Origin of the sequence: Desulfuromonas versatilis, from assembly GCF_019704135.1 — a bacterium.
Taxonomy (GTDB): domain Bacteria; phylum Desulfobacterota; class Desulfuromonadia; order Desulfuromonadales; family NIT-T3; genus Desulfuromonas_A; species Desulfuromonas_A versatilis.
Genome location: NZ_AP024355.1, coordinates 3,646,357 through 3,665,586 on the forward strand (window position 1 = coordinate 3,646,357; position 19,230 = coordinate 3,665,586).

Below are 19,230 nucleotides of genomic sequence, written 5' to 3' on the forward strand. Positions count from 1 at the left end.
CTTTACGCCTCACGCTTTACGCCTCACGAGGCCTTTAAAAAGGGACGAACATGGGTGATCGATTCGCGGTACTGACCATCGGCGACGAACTGCTCAACGGCGAGATCGCCGACACGAACACGGCGCTGATCGGCCGGATTCTCGGCAGCTGCGGCTACCTGCTGCGGGACTCGCTGACGGTCGGGGACGTGGAGCCCGACATCGAGGAAGCGCTGCTGTACCTGGCCAGTTGCCGTGACGTGGTCATCGTCAGCGGCGGGCTGGGCCCCACCGAGGACGACCTGACCGCAAGGGCCGCCGCCGGCGCCTTCGGCAGGCGCCTGGTCCTGAACGACGAAGCGCTGGGCCTGATTCGCGACCATTTCCAGGGGCTCGGACTGGACATGCACCCCCGCAACGAAAAGCAGGCCCTGCTCCCCCAAAAGATCCGGGTACTGCCCAACGCCCGGGGAACCGCGCCGGGGTTCCTGCTGCAGCATAACGGCAAGGACCTGTTCTTTCTGCCGGGGGTTCCCGAAGAGATGGAAGCCATGCTGCAGGCCTCGGTCCTCCCCCTGCTGCGTGAGCGGGGCGGCGGCTCGCTCCCCATGCAGGAGCGGGTGCTCAAGGTGTTCGGCCTCTCGGAACCCAAAACCGAGGAACTGCTCAGCCGCGCCGGGCTCCCCGAGGGGGTGCAGGTCGCCTTCGGGGTCGACTTTCCCCTGGTGGCGGTGAAGCTGCGGGCTTCGGGCAAGAGCGCCGAGGAGTCGCTTGACCGGGCCGAACTGCTGGCCCGCAGGGCGCTCGACGAGTTCGTCGTCGCCGTGGGCGAAGAAACCCTGGCCGGAAACGTCGCCCGAATGCTGACCAATGCCGGACTGAGCCTGGCGGTGGCCGAATCCTGCACGGGGGGGCTGATCTGCAGCATGCTCACCGACATCCCCGGTGCCTCGGCATTTCTGGAGCGGGGCGCGGTGACCTACGCCAACTCGGCCAAGCAGCAGTGGCTGCAGGTCCCGGCCCAGACCCTGGCCGAGCAGGGCGCGGTCAGCGAGGCCACGGCCCTGGCCATGGCCCGGGGCATTCGCCTCGCCGCCGGTACCGATCTTGGCCTGGCCGTGACCGGCATCGCCGGCCCCGAAGGGGGAACTGCGGCCAAGCCCGTGGGGACCGTGTTCATCGCCCTCGATGCAGAGGACCAGCCCAAGGTCAAGGGATACCGCTTCGCCGGAGGAAGGGAAAAGATCCGCCGGCTGAGCGCGATCATGGCCCTGGAATGGCTGCGGCGCTTTGCCGCCAGCCGGCGGGCGGACATTTGACCAAACCCTAATTCCTATCCCTGGCAGGCACTTGCAGGCTTTCCCCGACCCGAACCCAGAGTTGCAGGTAAGGGAATCGCCCCCCCGACGCTTGACCGAAAGAACTTTTCGTGGAAAAATTCAAGCCTTAGCCTGAATCGGAATTCTCTTCCGCCCCCCTCGACCAACCTCCGGGACGGCAAGCGGGCAGCAGGTGAGATGGAGAAGCTTTGATGGCCAGCCGACGGAAGGACTACCCTCTGCGCAGGATTCTTGCGCTGTTCGCCGCAGGGGTGGCGCTGGCCGGGTGCGTGCTGTTCTACCTCCATCGCAGCGAACGCCAGGAAACCATCCGCAACCTGACCCGCCAGCAGGAGTTGATTGCCACCCAGGCGGGCACGTCCATGGGCCAGCTCCTGCAGCGACTGCAATCCGGCCTGCACCGGCTTTCCGCCCATGAGGAGCTGCTCGCTGATCCACGCCAGGCAGCGGCTCAGCTGGAAATTCTCGCCCAGAACTACCCCGGCAGCGTGCTCAAGGCCCTCTGCCTCAGGGACCAGCAGGGCAACATTCTCGCCGAGGCTCCCCCCAACATTCTGAGTTCGAGCGGTTTCCCGGTCCACCTTCTGGCAGGCACCGACGGCCCAAACCTGCCGCCGAATCCGCTCCAGGTGAACGGCGAAGCGATCCTGGTGCTCAACCAGCCGATCACCCGCCCCAACCAGCCCCCGCTGGCGCTCAAGGCGCTGGTTGACCTCGCGGGGCTGAAAAACGCCGGCCTGGCCAGCCTGGGCCTGACGGCATCCCCGGGCTTTCTGGTGGACCATTCGGGGATCTTCCTGGAGCACGCCGAACCCGAGCTGGTGGGCAGACTGGTCTCGGAGATCGTCTCTGCCCGGGACAACCCCCAGCTGTTCCATGCCCTCTCGGCCATGGTGCAGGGCGAGCGGGGGACGGCCCTGATCCGGGAGAACACGCCCATTGTCGCCCGAGTGCTTGGCCAAACCGGCGCCCCCAGGCTGCTGACCCACGTTCCCCTGCAGATCTCCGGGCGAAGCTGGTCCCTCGGCCTGACTCCGCCCCGGGAGATCCTCGACACCGTCGGCGGCGGCGCCAGCCTGTTCGGATCGGCCATCTTCGCGGTGCTGGGCCTGATCACCCTGTTGACCATTCCCCTGTGGAAGGTGCTCGGCGAAAACGGCCGCCTGGCCCTGCAGAGCCGCCAACTGCGGCGGGAGAACCTGCACCTGCAACAGGCCCTCGAGAACACCGAGCGACGCTGCCAGCAGCTGCTCGACAACGCCGGCGACGCCATTTTCTATATCGACCCGCACACCGGCGCCCTCAGAGAAATCAACACCCGGACCGTGGAACTGCTCGGCTACACCGCCCAGGAGATCCGCGCCCTCTCCCTCTCGGTGCTGTTTCCCGGCTCCCAGCACCGACGCTATTTGAGGCTGGTGAAAAAAGTCCTGACCCATGGCTACGGGGAGGAGAGTTCCCTGGTATTCCGTTGCAAGAACGGCCGCATGTTCACCGGCGCCGTCCATGCCCGGCTCGGCGAACTGGGCGACGAGCAGGTGGTGCACGGCGTGCTGCGCGACATGACCGAATTCAAACGCATCGAGCGGGAACTGCGCCAGCGCAACCAGGACCTCACCCTGGTCAACGAAATCGCCCATCGTGCGGCGGGCAGCCGCGAACTCAAGGAGATGCTCGACATCATCCTGCAGGAGGTGATCCGCAACTTCACCGGGGAAGGCGGGGGGGTCTACCTGGTGCGCCACGAAGGGACCGACCTGGAGCTGGTCTCCCACCAGGGGATCGACGAGTCGGTCCTGCAGGAGCTGCGCAAGCTTGCCCCCGGCGAGGGCCTTGCCGGCCTGGTCGCGCGCAGCGGCCGGCCGCGCTCTTCGGTGGATCTGCAGCGCGACAACCGGCTGCGCAGCGAGGCGGTGCGGGCCGCCGGCTGGCGGGGTTTCCAGGCGGTCCCCCTGGTGAGCAACGAGAAAACCGTCGGCGTGCTGTTCGTCTTCTACCGGGCGCAGCGTTTTTTCAGCCGTGAAGAACTCAACCTGCTCAAGGCCATCGGCAACCAGGTGGGCACCGCGGTGGAGGGGGCGGGGCTCTTCGATGCGCTGCAATGGCAGAACCGGCTGACCCAGGCGAGCAACCGCGAGTTGGAACTCTCCCGGCAGCAGCTGCGCCACCACCTGCGCAGCCTTGAGGAGGCCAACCGCAAGCTGGCCCAGGTCGACCAGATGAAGAGCAACTTCCTGACCCTCGCCTCCCATGAACTGCGCACCCCGCTGACCTATGTGCTGGCGGGGGCCGAGCTGCTCGAATCGCTGCTCGGTTCCCGCCTCAATGGCGAGGAAGTCCGCGTGCTGGAGGCGGTCCGCCAGGGGGGCAAACGTCTCGAGGAGATCGTCCAGGATCTCCTCGAGGTGGCCCGGGTCGAATCCCAGGACATCAACCTGAGCCGGGAAGCGGTCAACCTGCCGCTGCTCATCGAAGACATCAGCAGGGAATTCGAGCCGGTGTTCAGCAAACGCGGGCTCTCCTTCAGCGTTGCCGATATCCCCTGGCCGCTGGAGCTGCGGGGAGACTCCCAGCATCTGGGCAAAACCTTTCGCCGGCTGGTGGAAAACGCGGTCAAGTTCACCCCCGAGGGGGGGCACATCGAAATCCGCGGCGCGCTCTGCAGCTCGGAGGAAATCAAAGGGCGCGAAAAGGACCTGCGCTGCTTCTCTCCGGTTTTTTTCCAGGGGGTCCCCGACCGGCCGCTGCTGCAGCTGACCGTGCAGGACACCGGGGTGGGGATCAATCCGGAGGACCAGATCAAGGTGTTCGACAAGTTCTACGAAGTGGGAGACATCAGCGGGCATTTCACCTCCCGGACGCGCTTCGGCGGCAAGGGGGTCGGCCTCGGCCTGGCCCTGGTCCGCGGAGTCGTCGAGGCCCACGGCGGCATGGTCTGGGTGGAAAGCGGCAATCCCGGCCCCTCGCGTGGCAGCGCTTTCCATGTTCTGCTGCCTCTGGCTACCGAACCGGCCATGGTCGGGTCGCGCAGCTGACCCTCAGCCGCCGGCTATCCGCCAAGGAGACGCACCAATGCGGATGATCCGTTCCTTCGTTGCCATCCCGCTGCCCGAGACCCTCACCCGAGAGGCGGCCCAACTCGGCAGCAAACTGTCCGGCGAGCTCCGTGGAATCAGCTGGGTCAAGCCCGAAGCCATGCACCTCACCCTGCGTTTTTTCGGTGATATTCCCGAAGAATCCCTTGAAAAAATAGGGAAAGTTATGCTATCGGTAGGGAGTTTACACGCCCCCTTCCACATGGAGGTGGGCGGGCTCGGCGCCTTCCCTTCGGCATCCCGGGCCAGGGTCTTCTGGCTGGGGATCGAGGCAAGTTCGGCACTGGCCGATCTTCACACAGCCCTGGAAGCAGGCTTCTCCGACATCGACATGCCCGGGGACGGCCGGCCCTTTACACCCCACCTGACCCTGGGACGCAATCGCGGCCGCCCTTTGCCAGCGCGGGAAATCCTTGAGAAATACGCGGATTTCTCCTGCGGGTCGGTGACCGTCGACCGGATAGTCCTCTTCGAGAGCCGGCTCCACCCCACTGGGGCCAGGCACCTGCCGGTCAAAACCGTTTACTTGGAAGAGCCGCGCGCAGAGTGACGAGGGGGGCGCCTTGTCCCCTTCGTCCCACACCTTATCCAGCAGGGAGATCGCAGTTATGGCGGACAAAAACCGCAGTCAGGCCATTGACCTGGCCATGAGCCAGATTGAAAAACAGTTCGGCAAGGGGAGCATCATGCGCCTCGGCGAGGATTCCGCCCTGCCCAACGTCCAGGCGATTTCCACCGGCGCACTCTCCCTCGACATCGCACTGGGCGTCGGCGGCGTCCCCCGTGGCCGCATCATCGAAGTGTTCGGCCCCGAATCCTCGGGCAAGACCACCCTGGCCCTGCATATCGTGGCCGAGGCGCAGAAGAAGGGGGGTATCGCCGCCTTCGTCGATGCCGAACACGCCCTGGACATCCACTACGCCAAGAAGCTCGGCGTCAAGACCGACGACTTGCTGGTCAGCCAGCCCGACACCGGCGAGCAGGCCCTGGAGATTACCGAGGTGCTGGTGCGCAGCGGCGCCATCGACGTGCTGGTGGTCGACTCGGTGGCCGCGCTGACCCCGCGCGCCGAGATCGAGGGCGAGATGGGCGATTCGCACATGGGCCTGCAGGCCCGGCTCATGTCCCAGGCGCTGCGCAAGCTCACCGCCATCATCAGCAAGAGCAACTGCTGCGTCATCTTCATCAACCAGATCCGCATGAAGATCGGCGTCATGTTCGGCAACCCCGAGACCACCACCGGCGGCAACGCCCTCAAGTTCTACGCCTCGGTGCGCATGGACATCCGCCGCACCGCCTCGCTCAAGCAGGGCCAGGACGTGATCGGCAACCGCACCCGGGTCAAGGTGGTCAAGAACAAGGTCGCTCCGCCCTTCAAGGAGGCCGAGTTCGACATCATGTACGGCGAGGGGATCTCGCGGGTCGGCGACCTGGTCGATCTCGGCGTCGAGTGCAACGTCATCGACAAGAGCGGCGCCTGGTTCTCCTACGGCAGCGAGCGCATCGGCCAGGGGCGCGAGAACGCCAAGCAGTTTCTGCGCGAGCATGCCGAGACGGCGGGGGAAATCGAGGCCAAGGTCCTCGAGCATTACGGTCTCGGCCAGCCGGTTGCGGCCGTCGAGGGCGCTTGACGAAAAGGGGGTCTGCGCATGGAGCTGAATGAAATTCTCGCCGTCGCCCTCAAGGCCAAGGCCTCGGACATCCACCTCAAGGCCGGCCTGCCGCCGATCTACCGCATCGACGGTCAGCTGCGGCCCCACCCCAAGGCGCCGCGGCTCAGCCCCGACGCGGTGCGCAGCATGGCCTTCGGCATCATGAACGAACGCCAGCGCTCGCGCTTCGAGGAGGTTCACGAGGCCGACCTGGCCTACGGCGTGCCGGGGCTGGGGCGCTTTCGCGTCAACGCCTTTTCCCAGCGCGGTACGGTCTCCATGGTCCTGCGCACCATCCCCTTCGACATCCTCGGCCTCGAAGAACTGAACCTGCCGCCGGTGCTGAAAAAGATCGCCGCGGAAAACCGCGGCCTGGTGCTGGTGACCGGCGCCACCGGTTCGGGCAAGTCGACCACCCTGGCGGCGATGATCGATTTCATCAACGCCAACCGCAGCGCCCACATCGTCACCATCGAAGACCCCATCGAATACCTGCACCGCGACAAGAAGAGCATCATCAACCAGCGCGAGGTCGGTTTCGACACCGAGGGCTTCGACGTGGCGATGAAAAGCGCCCTGCGCCAGGACCCCGACGTCATCCTGGTCGGCGAGATGCGCGACTACGAGACCATCGAGACGGCGCTGACCGCCGCCGAGACCGGCCACCTGGTGCTCTCCACCCTGCACACCATCGACGCCACCGAAACCGTCAACCGCATCGTCTCCACCTTCCCCCCCTACCAGCAGAGGCAGATCCGCCTGCAGCTCTCGGCGGTCATCCGCGGGATCATCTCCCAGCGCCTGGTGCCCCGGGCCGACGGCAAGGGGCGGGTGCCGGCCATCGAGGTCATGGTCTCCACCGCGCGCACCCGCGAGCTGATCGACGACAAGGAAAAGACCAAGCTGTTGCGCGAGGCGATCCAGCAGGGGTATGTCTCCTACGGCATGCAGACCTTCGACCAGTCGCTGATGCAGCTGCTGAGCAAGAAGCTGATCACCTTCGACGAAGCACTCCTGCAGTGCTCCAACCCCGACGACTTCAAGCTCAAGATGTCCGGGATCTCCTCCACCTCGGACCTGTCCTGGGACGACTTCCAGAAGGAGGAAGAGGCGCCCAAGACCGAGGAGGAGCCGCAGATCGAACGGTTCTGATGGAAGGCAGGGGCGGCCCTGAGCCAGGCGCGAAACGCCAGGATCCCTACGCCACGGCCCTGCGCCTGTTGGCCGCTCGCGACCTGAGCAGCTTTGAACTGGCCGCGCGGCTGCGCCGCAGGGGGCATGCCGACGAGCAGATCGACCAGGTGCTGAAGCGCTGCCGGGAACTGGGCTACCTCGATGACCGCCGCTACGCCGAACAGCGGGCGCGCAGCCTGCAGAGCAGCGGCAGGGCGGTGGGCCGGCGACTGGTGGCCGAACTGAAAAACCGCGGCCTCAGCGATGCCGAGGCCCAGCGGGCCCAGCAGGCCGCCGGGGAGGAATTCGCCGAGGCGCAAGTGCTGCGCGAGCTTTTCGAGCGGCGCTATCCCCGCTTCAGCTACCATCAGGCCGACGAGCGCGAGCGACGCCGGGTGGTGAATTATTTTCTGCGCCGGGGCTTTCCCCTGGCGCTGGTGCTGAGCACCTTACAAGACCAAGACGAGAGGTAGGCGACACACCCCATGATGACCGGTAAAGAAATCCGCAGCCGTTTTCTCAAGTTCTTCGAGGACCGGGGCCACACCATCGTGGCATCTTCTTCGCTGATCCCGCACAACGACCCCACCCTGCTGTTCACCAACGCGGGGATGAACCAGTTCAAGGACTGCTTCCTCGGCAAGGAAAAGCGCGCCTACGTACGCGCCGCCACATCGCAGAAATGCGTGCGCGCCGGCGGCAAGCACAACGACCTGGAAAACGTCGGCCGCACCGCCCGCCATCACACCTTTTTCGAGATGCTGGGCAACTTCTCCTTCGGCGATTACTTCAAAAAGGAAGCCATCGCCTACGCCTGGGAGTTTCTCACCGTCGACCTGGGCCTCGACAAAAGCCGCCTCTACGTGACCGTGTTCACCGACGACGACGAGGCGGCCGACATCTGGCACGAGCAGGAAGGGGTGCCGCGCGAGCGCATCTACCGCTTCGGCGAGAAGGACAACTTCTGGTCCATGGGCGACACCGGCCCCTGCGGTCCCTGCTCGGAGATTTTCTGGGACAACGGCCCCGAGGTCGGCTGCGGCAGCCCCGATTGTGCCGTGGGCTGCGATTGCGACCGCTACATGGAGATCTGGAACAACGTCTTCATGCAGTTCGACCGCAGCGCCGACGGCAAGCTCACTCCGCTGCCCAAACCTGCCGTCGACACCGGCATGGGGCTCGAGCGGATCACCACCGTTTTGCAGGGGGTCAAGTCCAACTACGACACCGACCTGCTGCGCGGCATCATCGCCTTTATCGAAGAGCTCTCGGGCAAGCGCTACGGCGCCCAGGCCGACAACGACGTCTCGATGCGGGTCATTGCCGACCACAGCCGGGCCACCGCCTTTCTCATCGCCGACGGCGTACTGCCCAGCAACGAGGGGCGCGGCTACGTGCTGCGGCGCATCATGCGCCGCGCCGCCCGCCATGCCAAGATGCTCGGCTTCAACGAGCCGGCACTGTACCGCTCGGCCCGCTACGTGATGGAGTCGATGTCCGGCGCCTACCCCGAGCTGATCGAGCGCATGGACTACGTCGCCAAGGTCGTCAGGAACGAGGAGGAGCGCTTCATCCTCACCCTCGACAACGGCCTGCGCATCCTCAACGACGAAGTCGCCAAGCTGAAAAAAGCCGGGCAGAAAGTCATCCCCGGCGAGGTGGTGTTCCGCCTCTACGACACCTTCGGCTTCCCCGTCGACCTGACCGCCGACATCGTCGAGGGCGAAGGCTTCACCCTCGACGAGGCTGGCTTCGAAGCCTGCATGGAAGCCCAGCGCCAGAAGGCCCGGGAGCACTGGAAGGGCTCGGGAGAGGAGGCGGTTTCCGGCATCTACCGCCAGCTGCGCGAGCAGGGGGTTGCCAGCGAGTTCAGCGGCTACGGCAAGCTGACCGACTACGCCCCGATCAAGGCCATCCTCAAGGACGGCGCGCCCGTCGAGGAGGCCCGCCAGGGCGACAAGGTGGAGATCGTCACCAGCGTGACCCCCTTCTACGGAGAATCGGGCGGCCAGGTGGGCGACCGCGGCGAAATCAGCACCGGCGCGGCCAAGGTCCGGGTGAAAGACACCCGCAGGCCGCTGCCCGACCTCATCGTCCACATCGGCGAAGTGGTCTCCGGCACCCTGAAAAACGGCGAAGCCGCCGACCTGAGCATCGACGGCGCCTCGCGCCAGGCCACCGCCCTCAACCACACCGCCACCCACATTCTGCAGGCGGTGCTCGTCGAGGTGCTCGGCGACCATGTCAAGCAGGCCGGTTCGCTGGTCACCCCCGAGCGGCTGCGCTTCGACTTCATCCACTTCTCGGCACTGAGCGCCGAGGAGATCGCCCGCATCGAACGCGAGGTCAACCGCCGCATCCGCGAAAACCAGCAGGTGGAAACCGAGGAGATGGAGACCGAAAAGGCCATCTCCGCCGGCGCCACCGCCCTGTTCGGCGAAAAATACGGCGAAGCGGTGCGCGTGGTGCGGGTCGGCGACTTCAGCATGGAGCTGTGCGGCGGCACCCACGTGCACGCCGCCGGCGACATCGGCCTGTTCAAGATCCTGCAGGAGACCGGCATCGCCGCGGGGGTGCGGCGCATCGAGGCGGTGACCGGCGCCCGCGCCCTCGAGCTGGTGCAGCACCAGGAAGAAGCCGTGGGCCGGATCGCCGCGCTGATCAAGAGCGACCGCAATCTCATCGAAACCCGCCTGCAGAAGATGCTCGAGCGGCAGAGGGAGCTCGAGCGCGAACTCGAGTCTCTGCAGAGCCGGCTCAACGCCAATGCGGCCGGCGACCTGCTCTCCGGCGTCAAGGACGTGGCCGGCGTCAAGGTGCTGGCGGCGCGCATCGAGGGCGGCGACGCCAAGGGGCTGCGCGAGCTGGCCGACCAGCTGCGCGACAAGCTCGGCTCGGGCCTGGTGGTGCTCGGCTGCGCCGAACAAGGGCGGGCCAACCTGCTGGTCGGCCTGACCAAGGACCTGGCCGGGCGCCTGCACGCGGGGCAGATCATCAAGCCTTTGGCGGAAATGGTCGGCGGCAAGGGGGGCGGACGCCCCGACCTGGCCCAGGCCGGCGGCAGCCGCCCCGAGCAGCTGAGCCAGGCCCTCGATTCCGTGGCCGAGCTGGTCGCGGGCATGCTCGCGGGATAATTGCCGGTCCCGAAGCAATTAACCTCGAACCTGCTATACTGAACATCCCCGAGCCCGGCTCCACGGTGGCGAAGTCCTGGCGACTTCAGCGCCACCGCCTGGCTGCCGGGCCGGCACCTTCAGCCACCGATCAAGGAGACCCGCTTGCGACTGGCAGTTGAGAGAGAACTGCAGCTCCAGCAGAAGATCGAGGACAAGACCATTCTCGTTGTCGACGACGAGGCGGTGATCCGCGAATTGTGCAGCAAGGTGCTCAAGGGCTATCGGGTCCTGCAGGCCGAGGATGGCGAGGCGGCGCTCGGGGTACTGGAGGGCGAACGGGTCGACGTGGTGCTCACCGATGTCATGATGCCGCGGCTCAATGGCCTCGACCTGCTCAAGGCGGTCAAGGACAAGGATCCGAACAAGGCGGTCATCATCATGACCGGGTACGCGGAAAAGGACATCATCCTGCGGGCGCTCAAGGCCGATGCCGACGATTTCATCAGCAAGCCCATCAATCTGCTTCAGCTCAAGACCACCATCGAAAAGGTTCTTGAGAAGCTCGCCCTTAAGGAGGAGCTGGTCCACCTCAAGCGCATCGACCAGTTGAAGACCGACTTTCTGGGGCTGATCTCCCACAAGCTGAAAACCCCGATAACCGCCATCTCCCTGTTCATCCAGAACCTGGCCCGCGGCCTGGATGCCCCCCAGGACCCCGGCTTCCAGAAGACCCTCTCGCTGATCCTCGAGGAGTCCAGGTACCTCGGCTACCTGATCAAGGACTTGCTCTACTACAGTGAAACCGTCCTCCAGGAGGGCCCCCCGTTCCTGAGCCGGATCAACCTGCGCGACCTGGTCAACACGGCGCTCAACCAGCTGGCGTTTTCCGCGGCCAACAAGCAGCTGGCTCTGACCAGCGAACTGGACGGGGAGTTGCCTGAATTGGAGGTGGACCGGCGGAGAATCGGCTTTGTGCTGCGGGCCCTGCTGGAAAACGCCATCAAGTTCACCCCCGCCGGGGGGGCCATTTCGGTGAGCACCCAGGTCAGCGAAGACCGTATCAAGGTCATCTTCCGCGACACCGGCGCCGGCATCCCCCAGGATGAACTGCCCAAGATTTTCGAAAAGTTCTACCAGGTCGATCCGGAAAAGACCGGCCAGGTGCGGGGCTTCGGCCTCGGGCTGTTCTATGCCCGCCAGTTTGCCCAAAGTCACGGCGGCAGCATCCAGCTGACCAGCGAACCGGGACTCGGCACCGAAGCGACCCTGGTCCTGCCGCGCTGAGCGATAGCTGGAACCTCCCCCATCCGCAGGGCTGAAACCAGGGTCCAGAGCTGAAATTCACCGGGTCGGGCCGGACCAAAACAGGGAGCAGGATCGAAATGCCGCAGCCGCGGCATTTTTCTTTTTTGGATTAGAGTTTGGTGCTATATATGCTATATTTCCCTTTTTGCCCGGGACAAGTTTAAGTAATCCAGCAAAGGAATCAGGATGTTCAAGGGAACCACCATCGTCTGCGTGCGCAAAAACGGTGAAGTCGCCCTGGCCGGGGACGGCCAGGTGACCCTCGGCAACACGGTTATGAAGCACACCGCCCGCAAGATCCGCCGCATGAGCGGCGACAAGGTCCTGGCCGGCTTCGCCGGCAGCACCGCAGACGCCTTTACCCTGTTCGAGAAATTCGACGCCAAGCTGCAGGAGTACCGCGGCAACCTGGCCCGAGCCGCGGTGGCCCTGGCCAAGGACTGGCGCACCGACCGCATGCTGCGCCGTCTCGAGGCGCTGCTGGTGGTGGCCGACGCCGAAACCACGTTGATCCTCTCGGGCACCGGCGACGTCATCGAACCCGACGACGGCATCGCCGCCATCGGCTCCGGCGGCGCCTTCGCCCTGGCCGCGGCCCGCGCCCTGCTGCAGCACTCGGAGCTGCCCGCCCGGGGCATCGTCGAGGAGGCGATGAAGATCGCCGCCGGAATCTGCATCTACACCAACGACCAGATCCTCGTGGAGGCCCTGCCGTGACCAATTTCACGCCCCGGGAGATCGTCTCCGAGCTCGACCGCTACATCGTCGGCCAGAAGGACGCCAAGCGTGCCGTGGCCGTGGCCCTGCGCAACCGCTGGCGCCGCCAGCAGGTTGCCCCGGAGCTGCGCGACGAGATCGCCCCCAAGAACATCATCATGATCGGTCCCACCGGGGTCGGCAAGACCGAGATCGCCCGGCGCCTGGCCAAACTGGCCCAGGCCCCCTTCGTCAAGGTCGAGGCGAGCAAGTTCACCGAGGTCGGCTACGTCGGCCGCGACGTCGAAAGCATGGTCCGCGACCTGGTGGAGCTGGCCATCATCATGGTCAAGGAGGAAGAGGCCCAGGCCGTGCGGCTCAAGGCCGAGGATTTGGCCGAGGAGCGTCTGCTCGACCTGCTGCTGCCCGGCGAAGCCGCCAGCGCCTCCAGCGAGGGCAAGCCCGTCGAAGGGCGCGAGGCGACCCGCGAGAAGCTGCGCAAGCTGCTGCGGCTCGGCTCGCTCAACGACCGCTACGTCGAGGTGGAGACCCAGGAGTCGAAGATCCCCATGATGGATGTCCTCACTCCCCAGGGTTCGGAGGAGATGGGGATCAACATCAAGGAGATGTTCGGCAACATCTTCCCCAAGAAGACCAAGCGCCGGCGCATGAAGGTGGCCGAGGCCCGCGAGATGCTCATCGCCGCCGAGGCCGAGAAGCTGGTGGACATGGAGAAGGTCCAGGCCCTGGCCAAGGAACGCACCGAGCAGAGCGGCATCATCTTCATCGACGAGATCGACAAGATCGCCAGCCGCGAGGGGGGCCACGGCCCCGAGGTTTCCCGCGAGGGGGTGCAGCGCGACATCCTGCCCATCGTCGAGGGGAGCACGGTCAACACCAAGTACGGCCCGGTCAAGACCGACCACGTCCTGTTCATCGCCGCCGGGGCCTTCCATGTCGCCAAGCCCTCGGACCTGATTCCCGAGCTGCAGGGGCGCTTCCCTATCCGCGTCGAGCTCGAGAGCCTCGGCGAGGACGACTTCGTGCGCATCCTCTCCGAGCCGAAGAACGCTCTGGTCCGCCAGTACATGGCGCTGATGGAGACCGAGAACATCCGCCTGGAGTTCGGCGAGGATGCGGTGCGCGAGATCGCCCGCACCGCCGCCGTGGTCAACGAGCGCACCGAGAACATCGGCGCCCGGCGCCTGCACACGATCATGGAGAAGCTGCTCGAGGATCTCTCCTTCGACGCCCCGGAAATCCGCGACGAGCGCATCGCCATCGACGCCGAATACGTGCGCAGGCGCCTCTCCGAGATCGTCAAGGACGAGGATCTTTCGCGCTACATTCTGTAAAACCGTGAACTGTGGACTGTGGTCAGTGGTCAGTCTGGTTTCCTGCCCTCCCCGTCCACTGAGCACTGATCACTGACCACGAGGTTTCAAACATGCAGGAAATCATCAACAAGGCCAAGACGCTGATGGAAGCGCTGCCGTGGATCCGCAACTTCTACGGCAAGACCATCGTCATCAAGTACGGCGGCAACGCCATGGTCGAGGAGCACCTCAAAGTGGGATTCGCCCGCGACATCATCATGATGAAGTACATCGGCCTCAACCCGGTGGTGGTGCACGGCGGCGGGCCGCAGATCGGCAAGGTGCTCAAGGCAATGGGCAAGGAGTCGCGCTTCATCCAGGGGATGCGGGTCACCGACACCGAGACCATGGACGTGGTCGAGATGGTGCTCGGCGGCAAGGTCAACAAGGAGATCGTCGGCAACATCAACCGCCACGGCGGCCGCGCGGTGGGCCTCACCGGCAAGGACGGCAACCTGATCGTCGCCCACAAGATGGAGATGACCGCGGTCAACCCCGACACCCTGACCCCCGAGATCATCGATGTCGGCATGGTCGGCGAAGTCGAGTCGATCAACCCCGAGATCATCACCGGCCTGGAGAACGCCAACTTCATCCCGGTCATCGCCCCGGTGGGGGTCGGCCTCAGCGGTGAGACCTACAACATCAACGCCGACCTGGTGGCCGGCCGCGTCGCCGGCGCCCTCAAGGCCGAGAAGCTGATCCTGCTCACCGACGTCGAAGGGGTCAAGGGCAAGGACGGCAGGCTGATCTCCACCATCGACGTGCAGAGGGTCCCCGACCTGATCAACGACGGCACCATCACCGGCGGCATGATCCCCAAGGTCAACTGCTGCGTCGACGCCGTGGAGGAAGGGGTGAAAAAAGCCCACATCATCGACGGCCGCATGGAACACGCCTGCCTGCTGGAGATCTTCACCGACAAGGGGATCGGCACGGCGATCGCGAGGTTTTAAAAACCAGGTATCAGGTTTCAGTTGTCAGGCCTCAGGTTTTTCTGAATCCTGATTCCTGCCTCCTGAGACCTTCTTTATTTCATATTCAGGATTCGTCTATGAGCGCATCGAATGACTGGATCGCCCGGGCCGACCGGCGCATCATGAAGACCTACGGCCGCTACCCGCTGGTGGCGGTGCGCGGCGAGGGATGCCGGCTGTGGGACGCCGACGGCAAGGGCTACCTCGACTTTCTGGCCGGGGTCGCGGTGAACAACCTCGGCCACTGCCACCCCAAGGTGGTCGCCGCCCTGCAGCAGCAGGCGACGCAGTTGCTGCACTGCTCCAACTACTACCACATCCCCAGCCAGATCGAGCTGGCCGAGATCCTCTGCGAGCACTCCTTCGGCGAGCGGGTGTTCTTCTGCAACTCGGGGGCCGAGGCCAACGAGGCGGCGATCAAGCTGGCGCGCAAGTTCAGCCGCGAAAAACACGGCGAGGAGCGCTACGAGGTTATCACCGCCGTGGCCTCCTTCCACGGCCGCACCATCGCCACCATCAGCGCCACCGGCCAGGAGAAGGTCAAGGCCGGCTTCTCGCCCATGCTGCCCGGCTTCAAGTACGTCCCCTTCGGTGACATCGAGGCCCTGCGCGCGGCGCTCACCCCCAGCAGCTGCGCGGTGATGCTCGAGCCGATCCAGGGCGAGGGTGGGGTCAACGTCCCCCCGCCCGGCTACCTGCGCGCGGTGCGCGAGCTGTGCGACCAAAACGGCCTGGTGCTGATCTACGACGAGGTGCAGGTCGGCTGCGGCCGCACCGGCAAGCTCTTCGCCCACCAGCACGAGGGGGTGGAGCCCGACCTGATGACCCTGGCCAAGGCGCTGGCCGGCGGCCCGCCCATCGGCGCCCTGGTCGCCCGTGAGGAGCACGCAGCGACCCTCGGCCCCGGCACCCACGGCTCGACCTTCGGCGGCAACCCGCTGGTCACCGCCGCCGGCGTGGCGGCCATGAAGGTGCTGCTCGAGGACGGCGTGCTGGAGAACTGCGTGACCATGGGCGAGTACCTGCGCGGTCGCCTGGAAGAGATGAAAAGCCGCTACGGCTTCGCCAGGGAGGTCCGCGGCCAGGGGCTGATCCTCGGCATGGAGCTCTCCATCGAGGGGGGCGAGATCGTCAAGACCGCCCTCGAGCGCGGGCTGCTGATCAACTGCACCGTCGGCAGCGTGCTGCGCTTCGTGCCGCCACTGACCGTCACCCGCGCCGAGATCGACGAGGCGCTAGAGATCCTCGACGGCATCCTTGCCGAGATTGAGAACTGATAGATTATTCACCACGAAGGGCACGAAGTTCACGAAGAAAACCTTTTTATGACTTTAACTTCGTGTCCTTCGTGATCTTCGTGGTCCTTGAAATATCGGATTAAGACCACAGGAGCATTTCGTGAAAAAAGACTTTCTCTGCCTGACCGACTGGAGCCTCGAAGAACTGGAACAGATCTTCGCCCTGACCCGCGAGCTGAAGGAAAAGCAGAAGCGCGGCGAGGAGCACCACCTGCTCAAGGGCAAGACCCTGGCGATGATTTTCGAGAAAAGCTCCACCCGCACCCGCGTCTCCTTCGAGGTGGGGATGTATCAGCTCGGCGGGCACGCCCTGTTCCTGCACTCGGGCACCACCCAGCTGGGCCGCGGCGAGCCGATCAAGGACACCGGCCGGGTCATGGCCCGCTACTGCGACGGTATCATGATCCGCACCTTCTCCCAGCAGGGGGTCGAGGAACTGGCGCGCTGCTCCGAAGTGCCGGTCATCAACGGGCTCACCGACATGTATCACCCCTGCCAGCTGATGGCCGACCTGTTCACCGTCATCGAGCACAAGGGCAATTACCGCGACCTGGCCTACTGCTGGATCGGCGACGGCAACAACATGGCCAACAGCTGGATTAACGCCGCCACCGTGTTCGGCTTCGAGCTGCGGGTGGCCACCCCCAAAGGGTACGAAGCGCACCCCGAGGTGGTGGAGCGGGCGAAGAAGCTCGGCGCCAGGGTCCTCTACACCAACGACCCCGCCGAGGCCGCCCGCGGCGCCCATGTGCTCAACACCGACGTCTGGGCCAGCATGGGCCAGGAGGCCGAGCAGAAGCAACGCGAGCAGGCTTTTGCCGGCTTCCAGATCAACGCGGATATCGTCAAGCTGGCCGATCCCGGGTGCATCGTCCTGCACTGCCTGCCCGCCCACCGCGACGAGGAGATCACCGACGAGGTCATCGAGGGGCCCCACTCGGTGGTCTTCGACGAGGCCGAGAACCGGATGCACGTGCAGAAGGCGATCATGGCCACGCTGCTGGGGTGATTATCGGCACCGGGAGTTGGCGACCTTTCAGCAGACTCCCATTCACTGACCACTGACCACGGCTTTTCATGACCATCACCTGCCCGCACTGCGGATTTTCCAAAGAGATCGCCCCGGAGACCGTCCCCGAGCGGTCGGTCAAGGTGACCTGCCCCAAGTGCCGGCAGGCCTTCACCTTCGAGGGGCGCCCCCAGCCGGCGCAGCAACCTGCCGCATCGGCCGAGCCGGAACAAGGGGCCGGCCCGATCCGCCCCGAGGAGGACGCGGCCGCCCCCGGTCCGCGGCGCACCTGCCCGGCCTGCGGCCTGGAGCAGCCCGAGGGCGAGAGCTGCCTGGGCTGCGGGGTGGTCTTCGCCCGCTGGGAGCAGCGCCGGCAGCAGCTCGGCAGCGAGGCCGCCGCACCGCCGGGCGCCGAGCCCCACCTGGAACCCGCGCCGGAAATGCTGCCCAAGGCCGGCTTCTGGATCCGCGTCGGCGCCGCCCTGATCGACTCGATCCTGGTCGGGGTTCTGCAGTTCACGCTGACGCTGCTGTTCAACCTACTGATCCGCAACGCCGGCAACGGCACCTCCGAGTTCCAGGTGGCGATGGCGACCATCGTTTCGCTCTTCACCATCGCGGTGAGTGTCGGCTATTATGTGTTTTTCACCGGCTACTGTGGGCAGACGCCGGGCAAGATGGCGGTGCGCATCAAGGTGATCCGCACCGACGGCAGCGCCCTCAGCTACGGCCGGGCCTTTTTCCGCGAGGTGCCCGGCAAGTTCATCTCGGGGATCCTGCTCGGCATCGGCTACCTGATGGTCGCCTTCGACGCCCAGAAGCAGGGACTGCACGACCGCATGGCCGACACCTATGTGATAAAGCTGTAAGGAGATGGGAGCTGGGAGTTGGGAGTAGGGAGGTTTTCTCCTGGCTCCTGACTCCTGGTTCCTGGCTCCTGATTCTCAACCAAGGAGACAATCATGTCCAGAAAAGGTAGCGTTCAAAAGGCCGTCCTCGCTTATTCGGGCGGACTCGACACCTCCATCATCCTCAAGTGGCTGGTCGAGGAATACGGCTGCGAAGTCATCGCCTACTCGGCCGACCTCGGCCAGGGCGAAGAGCTCGATCACATCCCCGAAAAGGCGAAGAAAACCGGCGCCAGCTCCTGCCACATCCTCGACCTCAAGGAAGAGTTCGCCCGCGACTTCGTCTTCCCCATGTTCCGCGCCAACGCCATCTACGAAGGGCGCTACTTCCTCGGCACCTCCATCGCCCGGCCGCTGATCGCCAAGGCGCAGATGGAGATCGCCGCCAAGGAAGGGGCCGACGCCGTCTCCCACGGCGCCACCGGCAAGGGCAACGACCAGGTGCGCTTCGAGATCGCCTACTACCACTTCAACCCGGGGATCAAGGTCATCGCCCCCTGGCGCGAGTGGGACATGAAGAGCCGCACCGCCCTGGAGGACTACGCACGCAAGCACGGCATCCCGGTGCCGACCAGCAAGAAGTTCCCCTGGAGCTCGGACCGCAACCTGCTGCACATCAGCTTCGAGGGCGACATTCTCGAGAACCCCTGGGCCGAGGCCCCCGAAGAGATGTACGTGCTGACCAAGCGCCCCGAGGACGCCCCGGACCAGCCCGAATACGTCGAGGTGGAATTCGAGAAGGGCAACGCGGTGGCCGTCAACGGCGAGCGCCTCTCCCCCGCCAAGCTGCTGGCCAAGCTCAACGAGTTGGGCGGAAAGCACGGCATCGGCCGGGTCGACCTGATGGAAAACCGCTTCGTCGGCATGAAGAGCCGCGGCGTCTACGAGACCCCCGGCGGCACCATCCTCGAGGAAGCGCACCGCGGCGTCGAGTCGATCACCATGGACCGCGAGGTCATGCACCTGCGCGACTCGCTGGTGCCGCGCTACGCCGCCATGATCTACAACGGCTTCTGGTTCTCCCCCGAGCGCAAGGTGCTGCAGGCGCTGATCGACGAGAGCCAGCAGACCGTCAACGGCAAGGCCCGCATCAAGCTCTACAAGGGGCACTGCCGGGTGGTCGGCCGCGACTCGGCCAGCGACAGCCTGTTCAACGTCGACTTCGCCACCTTCGAGGCCGACGAGGTCTACAACCAGGCCGACGCCGAGGGCTTTATCAAGCTCAACGCCCTGCGACTGCGCATCGCCGCCATCCAGAGGCAGAAAAAGTAAGTAAGGAGTTAGGCGTGAGGGGTAAGGCGAATCG

The 19,230-nt window shown here is 65.3% G+C and carries 15 protein-coding genes; all 15 read left to right on the plus strand.

The window, feature by feature from the left end; genetic code table 11:
• Positions 1-50 precede the first annotated feature (50 nt).
• The 15 genes from DESUT3_RS16375 (at position 51) to DESUT3_RS16445 (ending at position 19,196) form a co-directional block, all read left to right on the plus strand.
• On the plus strand, positions 51-1,298 hold the full coding sequence (locus DESUT3_RS16375; RefSeq protein WP_221249540.1) for a CinA family nicotinamide mononucleotide deamidase-related protein: 1,248 nt from the start codon (positions 51-53) through the stop codon (positions 1,296-1,298).
• Between the two features lie 212 nt (positions 1,299-1,510).
• Complete coding sequence (locus tag DESUT3_RS16380; RefSeq protein ID WP_221249541.1) at positions 1,511-4,354, plus strand: sensor histidine kinase; 2,844 nt, start codon at positions 1,511-1,513, stop codon at positions 4,352-4,354.
• A 37-nt stretch (positions 4,355-4,391) separates the two neighbouring features.
• Positions 4,392-4,964, plus strand: coding sequence for an RNA 2',3'-cyclic phosphodiesterase (gene thpR / locus DESUT3_RS16385; protein WP_221249542.1), 573 nt, complete (start codon positions 4,392-4,394; stop codon positions 4,962-4,964).
• Between the two features lie 58 nt (positions 4,965-5,022).
• Positions 5,023-6,045 (plus strand): recombinase RecA, encoded by a 1,023-nt coding sequence (gene recA / locus DESUT3_RS16390; protein WP_221249543.1) that lies wholly within the window; start codon positions 5,023-5,025, stop codon positions 6,043-6,045.
• Positions 6,046-6,063: 18 nt separating this feature from the next.
• Positions 6,064-7,218 carry a type IV pilus twitching motility protein PilT gene (locus tag DESUT3_RS16395; RefSeq protein WP_221249544.1) on the plus strand — a complete coding sequence of 385 codons (1,155 nt, stop codon included), beginning with the start codon at positions 6,064-6,066 and terminating at the stop codon, positions 7,216-7,218.
• Complete coding sequence (locus DESUT3_RS16400) at positions 7,218-7,712, plus strand: regulatory protein RecX (RefSeq protein ID WP_221249545.1); 495 nt, start codon at positions 7,218-7,220, stop codon at positions 7,710-7,712. Before DESUT3_RS16395 ends, DESUT3_RS16400 begins: the two co-directional genes overlap by 1 nt.
• 15 nt (positions 7,713-7,727) lie before the next feature.
• Entirely contained in the window at positions 7,728-10,373 is a 2,646-nt protein-coding gene (gene alaS / locus DESUT3_RS16405) for an alanine--tRNA ligase (protein ID WP_221252582.1), read from the plus strand.
• A gap of 144 nt (positions 10,374-10,517) precedes the next feature.
• Positions 10,518-11,639: a hybrid sensor histidine kinase/response regulator gene (locus tag DESUT3_RS16410; RefSeq protein ID WP_221249546.1), complete on the plus strand. Its 1,122-nt coding sequence runs from the start codon at positions 10,518-10,520 to the stop codon at positions 11,637-11,639.
• Between the two features lie 207 nt (positions 11,640-11,846).
• Positions 11,847-12,377, plus strand: coding sequence for an ATP-dependent protease subunit HslV (hslV, locus tag DESUT3_RS16415; protein WP_221249547.1), 531 nt, complete (start codon positions 11,847-11,849; stop codon positions 12,375-12,377).
• Positions 12,374-13,711, plus strand: a complete 1,338-nt coding sequence (gene hslU / locus DESUT3_RS16420) for an ATP-dependent protease ATPase subunit HslU (RefSeq protein ID WP_221249548.1) — start codon at positions 12,374-12,376, stop codon at positions 13,709-13,711. The genes hslV and hslU overlap by 4 nt, the downstream gene beginning before the upstream one ends.
• A gap of 92 nt (positions 13,712-13,803) precedes the next feature.
• Positions 13,804-14,688 (plus strand): acetylglutamate kinase, encoded by an 885-nt coding sequence (gene argB, locus DESUT3_RS16425; RefSeq protein WP_221249549.1) that lies wholly within the window; start codon positions 13,804-13,806, stop codon positions 14,686-14,688.
• A 98-nt stretch (positions 14,689-14,786) separates the two neighbouring features.
• Complete coding sequence (locus DESUT3_RS16430; RefSeq protein ID WP_221249550.1) at positions 14,787-15,986, plus strand: acetylornithine transaminase; 1,200 nt, start codon at positions 14,787-14,789, stop codon at positions 15,984-15,986.
• A gap of 121 nt (positions 15,987-16,107) precedes the next feature.
• Entirely contained in the window at positions 16,108-17,016 is a 909-nt protein-coding gene (gene argF / locus DESUT3_RS16435; protein ID WP_221249551.1) for an ornithine carbamoyltransferase, read from the plus strand.
• A 68-nt stretch (positions 17,017-17,084) separates the two neighbouring features.
• Positions 17,085-17,885: an RDD family protein gene (locus DESUT3_RS16440; RefSeq protein ID WP_221249552.1), complete on the plus strand. Its 801-nt coding sequence runs from the start codon at positions 17,085-17,087 to the stop codon at positions 17,883-17,885.
• A 93-nt stretch (positions 17,886-17,978) separates the two neighbouring features.
• On the plus strand, positions 17,979-19,196 hold the full coding sequence (locus tag DESUT3_RS16445; protein WP_221249553.1) for an argininosuccinate synthase: 1,218 nt from the start codon (positions 17,979-17,981) through the stop codon (positions 19,194-19,196).
• Positions 19,197-19,230 lie beyond the last annotated feature (34 nt).

What these genes read in the sequence shown, in the direction of transcription:
- alaS (WP_221252582.1), top strand. Translation starts at nt 7,728, where the DNA reads ATGACCGGTAAAGAAATCCGCAGCCGTTTTCTCAAGTTCTTCGAGGAC.
- DESUT3_RS16395 (WP_221249544.1), top strand. Translation starts at nt 6,064, where the DNA reads ATGGAGCTGAATGAAATTCTCGCCGTCGCCCTCAAGGCCAAGGCCTCG.
- DESUT3_RS16375 (WP_221249540.1), top strand. Translation starts at nt 51, where the DNA reads ATGGGTGATCGATTCGCGGTACTGACCATCGGCGACGAACTGCTCAAC.
- DESUT3_RS16380 (WP_221249541.1), top strand. Translation starts at nt 1,511, where the DNA reads ATGGCCAGCCGACGGAAGGACTACCCTCTGCGCAGGATTCTTGCGCTG.
- recA (WP_221249543.1), top strand. Translation starts at nt 5,023, where the DNA reads ATGGCGGACAAAAACCGCAGTCAGGCCATTGACCTGGCCATGAGCCAG.
- argB (WP_221249549.1), top strand. Translation starts at nt 13,804, where the DNA reads ATGCAGGAAATCATCAACAAGGCCAAGACGCTGATGGAAGCGCTGCCG.
- DESUT3_RS16445 (WP_221249553.1), top strand. Translation starts at nt 17,979, where the DNA reads ATGTCCAGAAAAGGTAGCGTTCAAAAGGCCGTCCTCGCTTATTCGGGC.
- DESUT3_RS16440 (WP_221249552.1), top strand. Translation starts at nt 17,085, where the DNA reads ATGACCATCACCTGCCCGCACTGCGGATTTTCCAAAGAGATCGCCCCG.
- DESUT3_RS16400 (WP_221249545.1), top strand. Translation starts at nt 7,218, where the DNA reads ATGGAAGGCAGGGGCGGCCCTGAGCCAGGCGCGAAACGCCAGGATCCC.
- thpR (WP_221249542.1), top strand. Translation starts at nt 4,392, where the DNA reads ATGCGGATGATCCGTTCCTTCGTTGCCATCCCGCTGCCCGAGACCCTC.
- hslV (WP_221249547.1), top strand. Translation starts at nt 11,847, where the DNA reads ATGTTCAAGGGAACCACCATCGTCTGCGTGCGCAAAAACGGTGAAGTC.
- DESUT3_RS16430 (WP_221249550.1), top strand. Translation starts at nt 14,787, where the DNA reads ATGAGCGCATCGAATGACTGGATCGCCCGGGCCGACCGGCGCATCATG.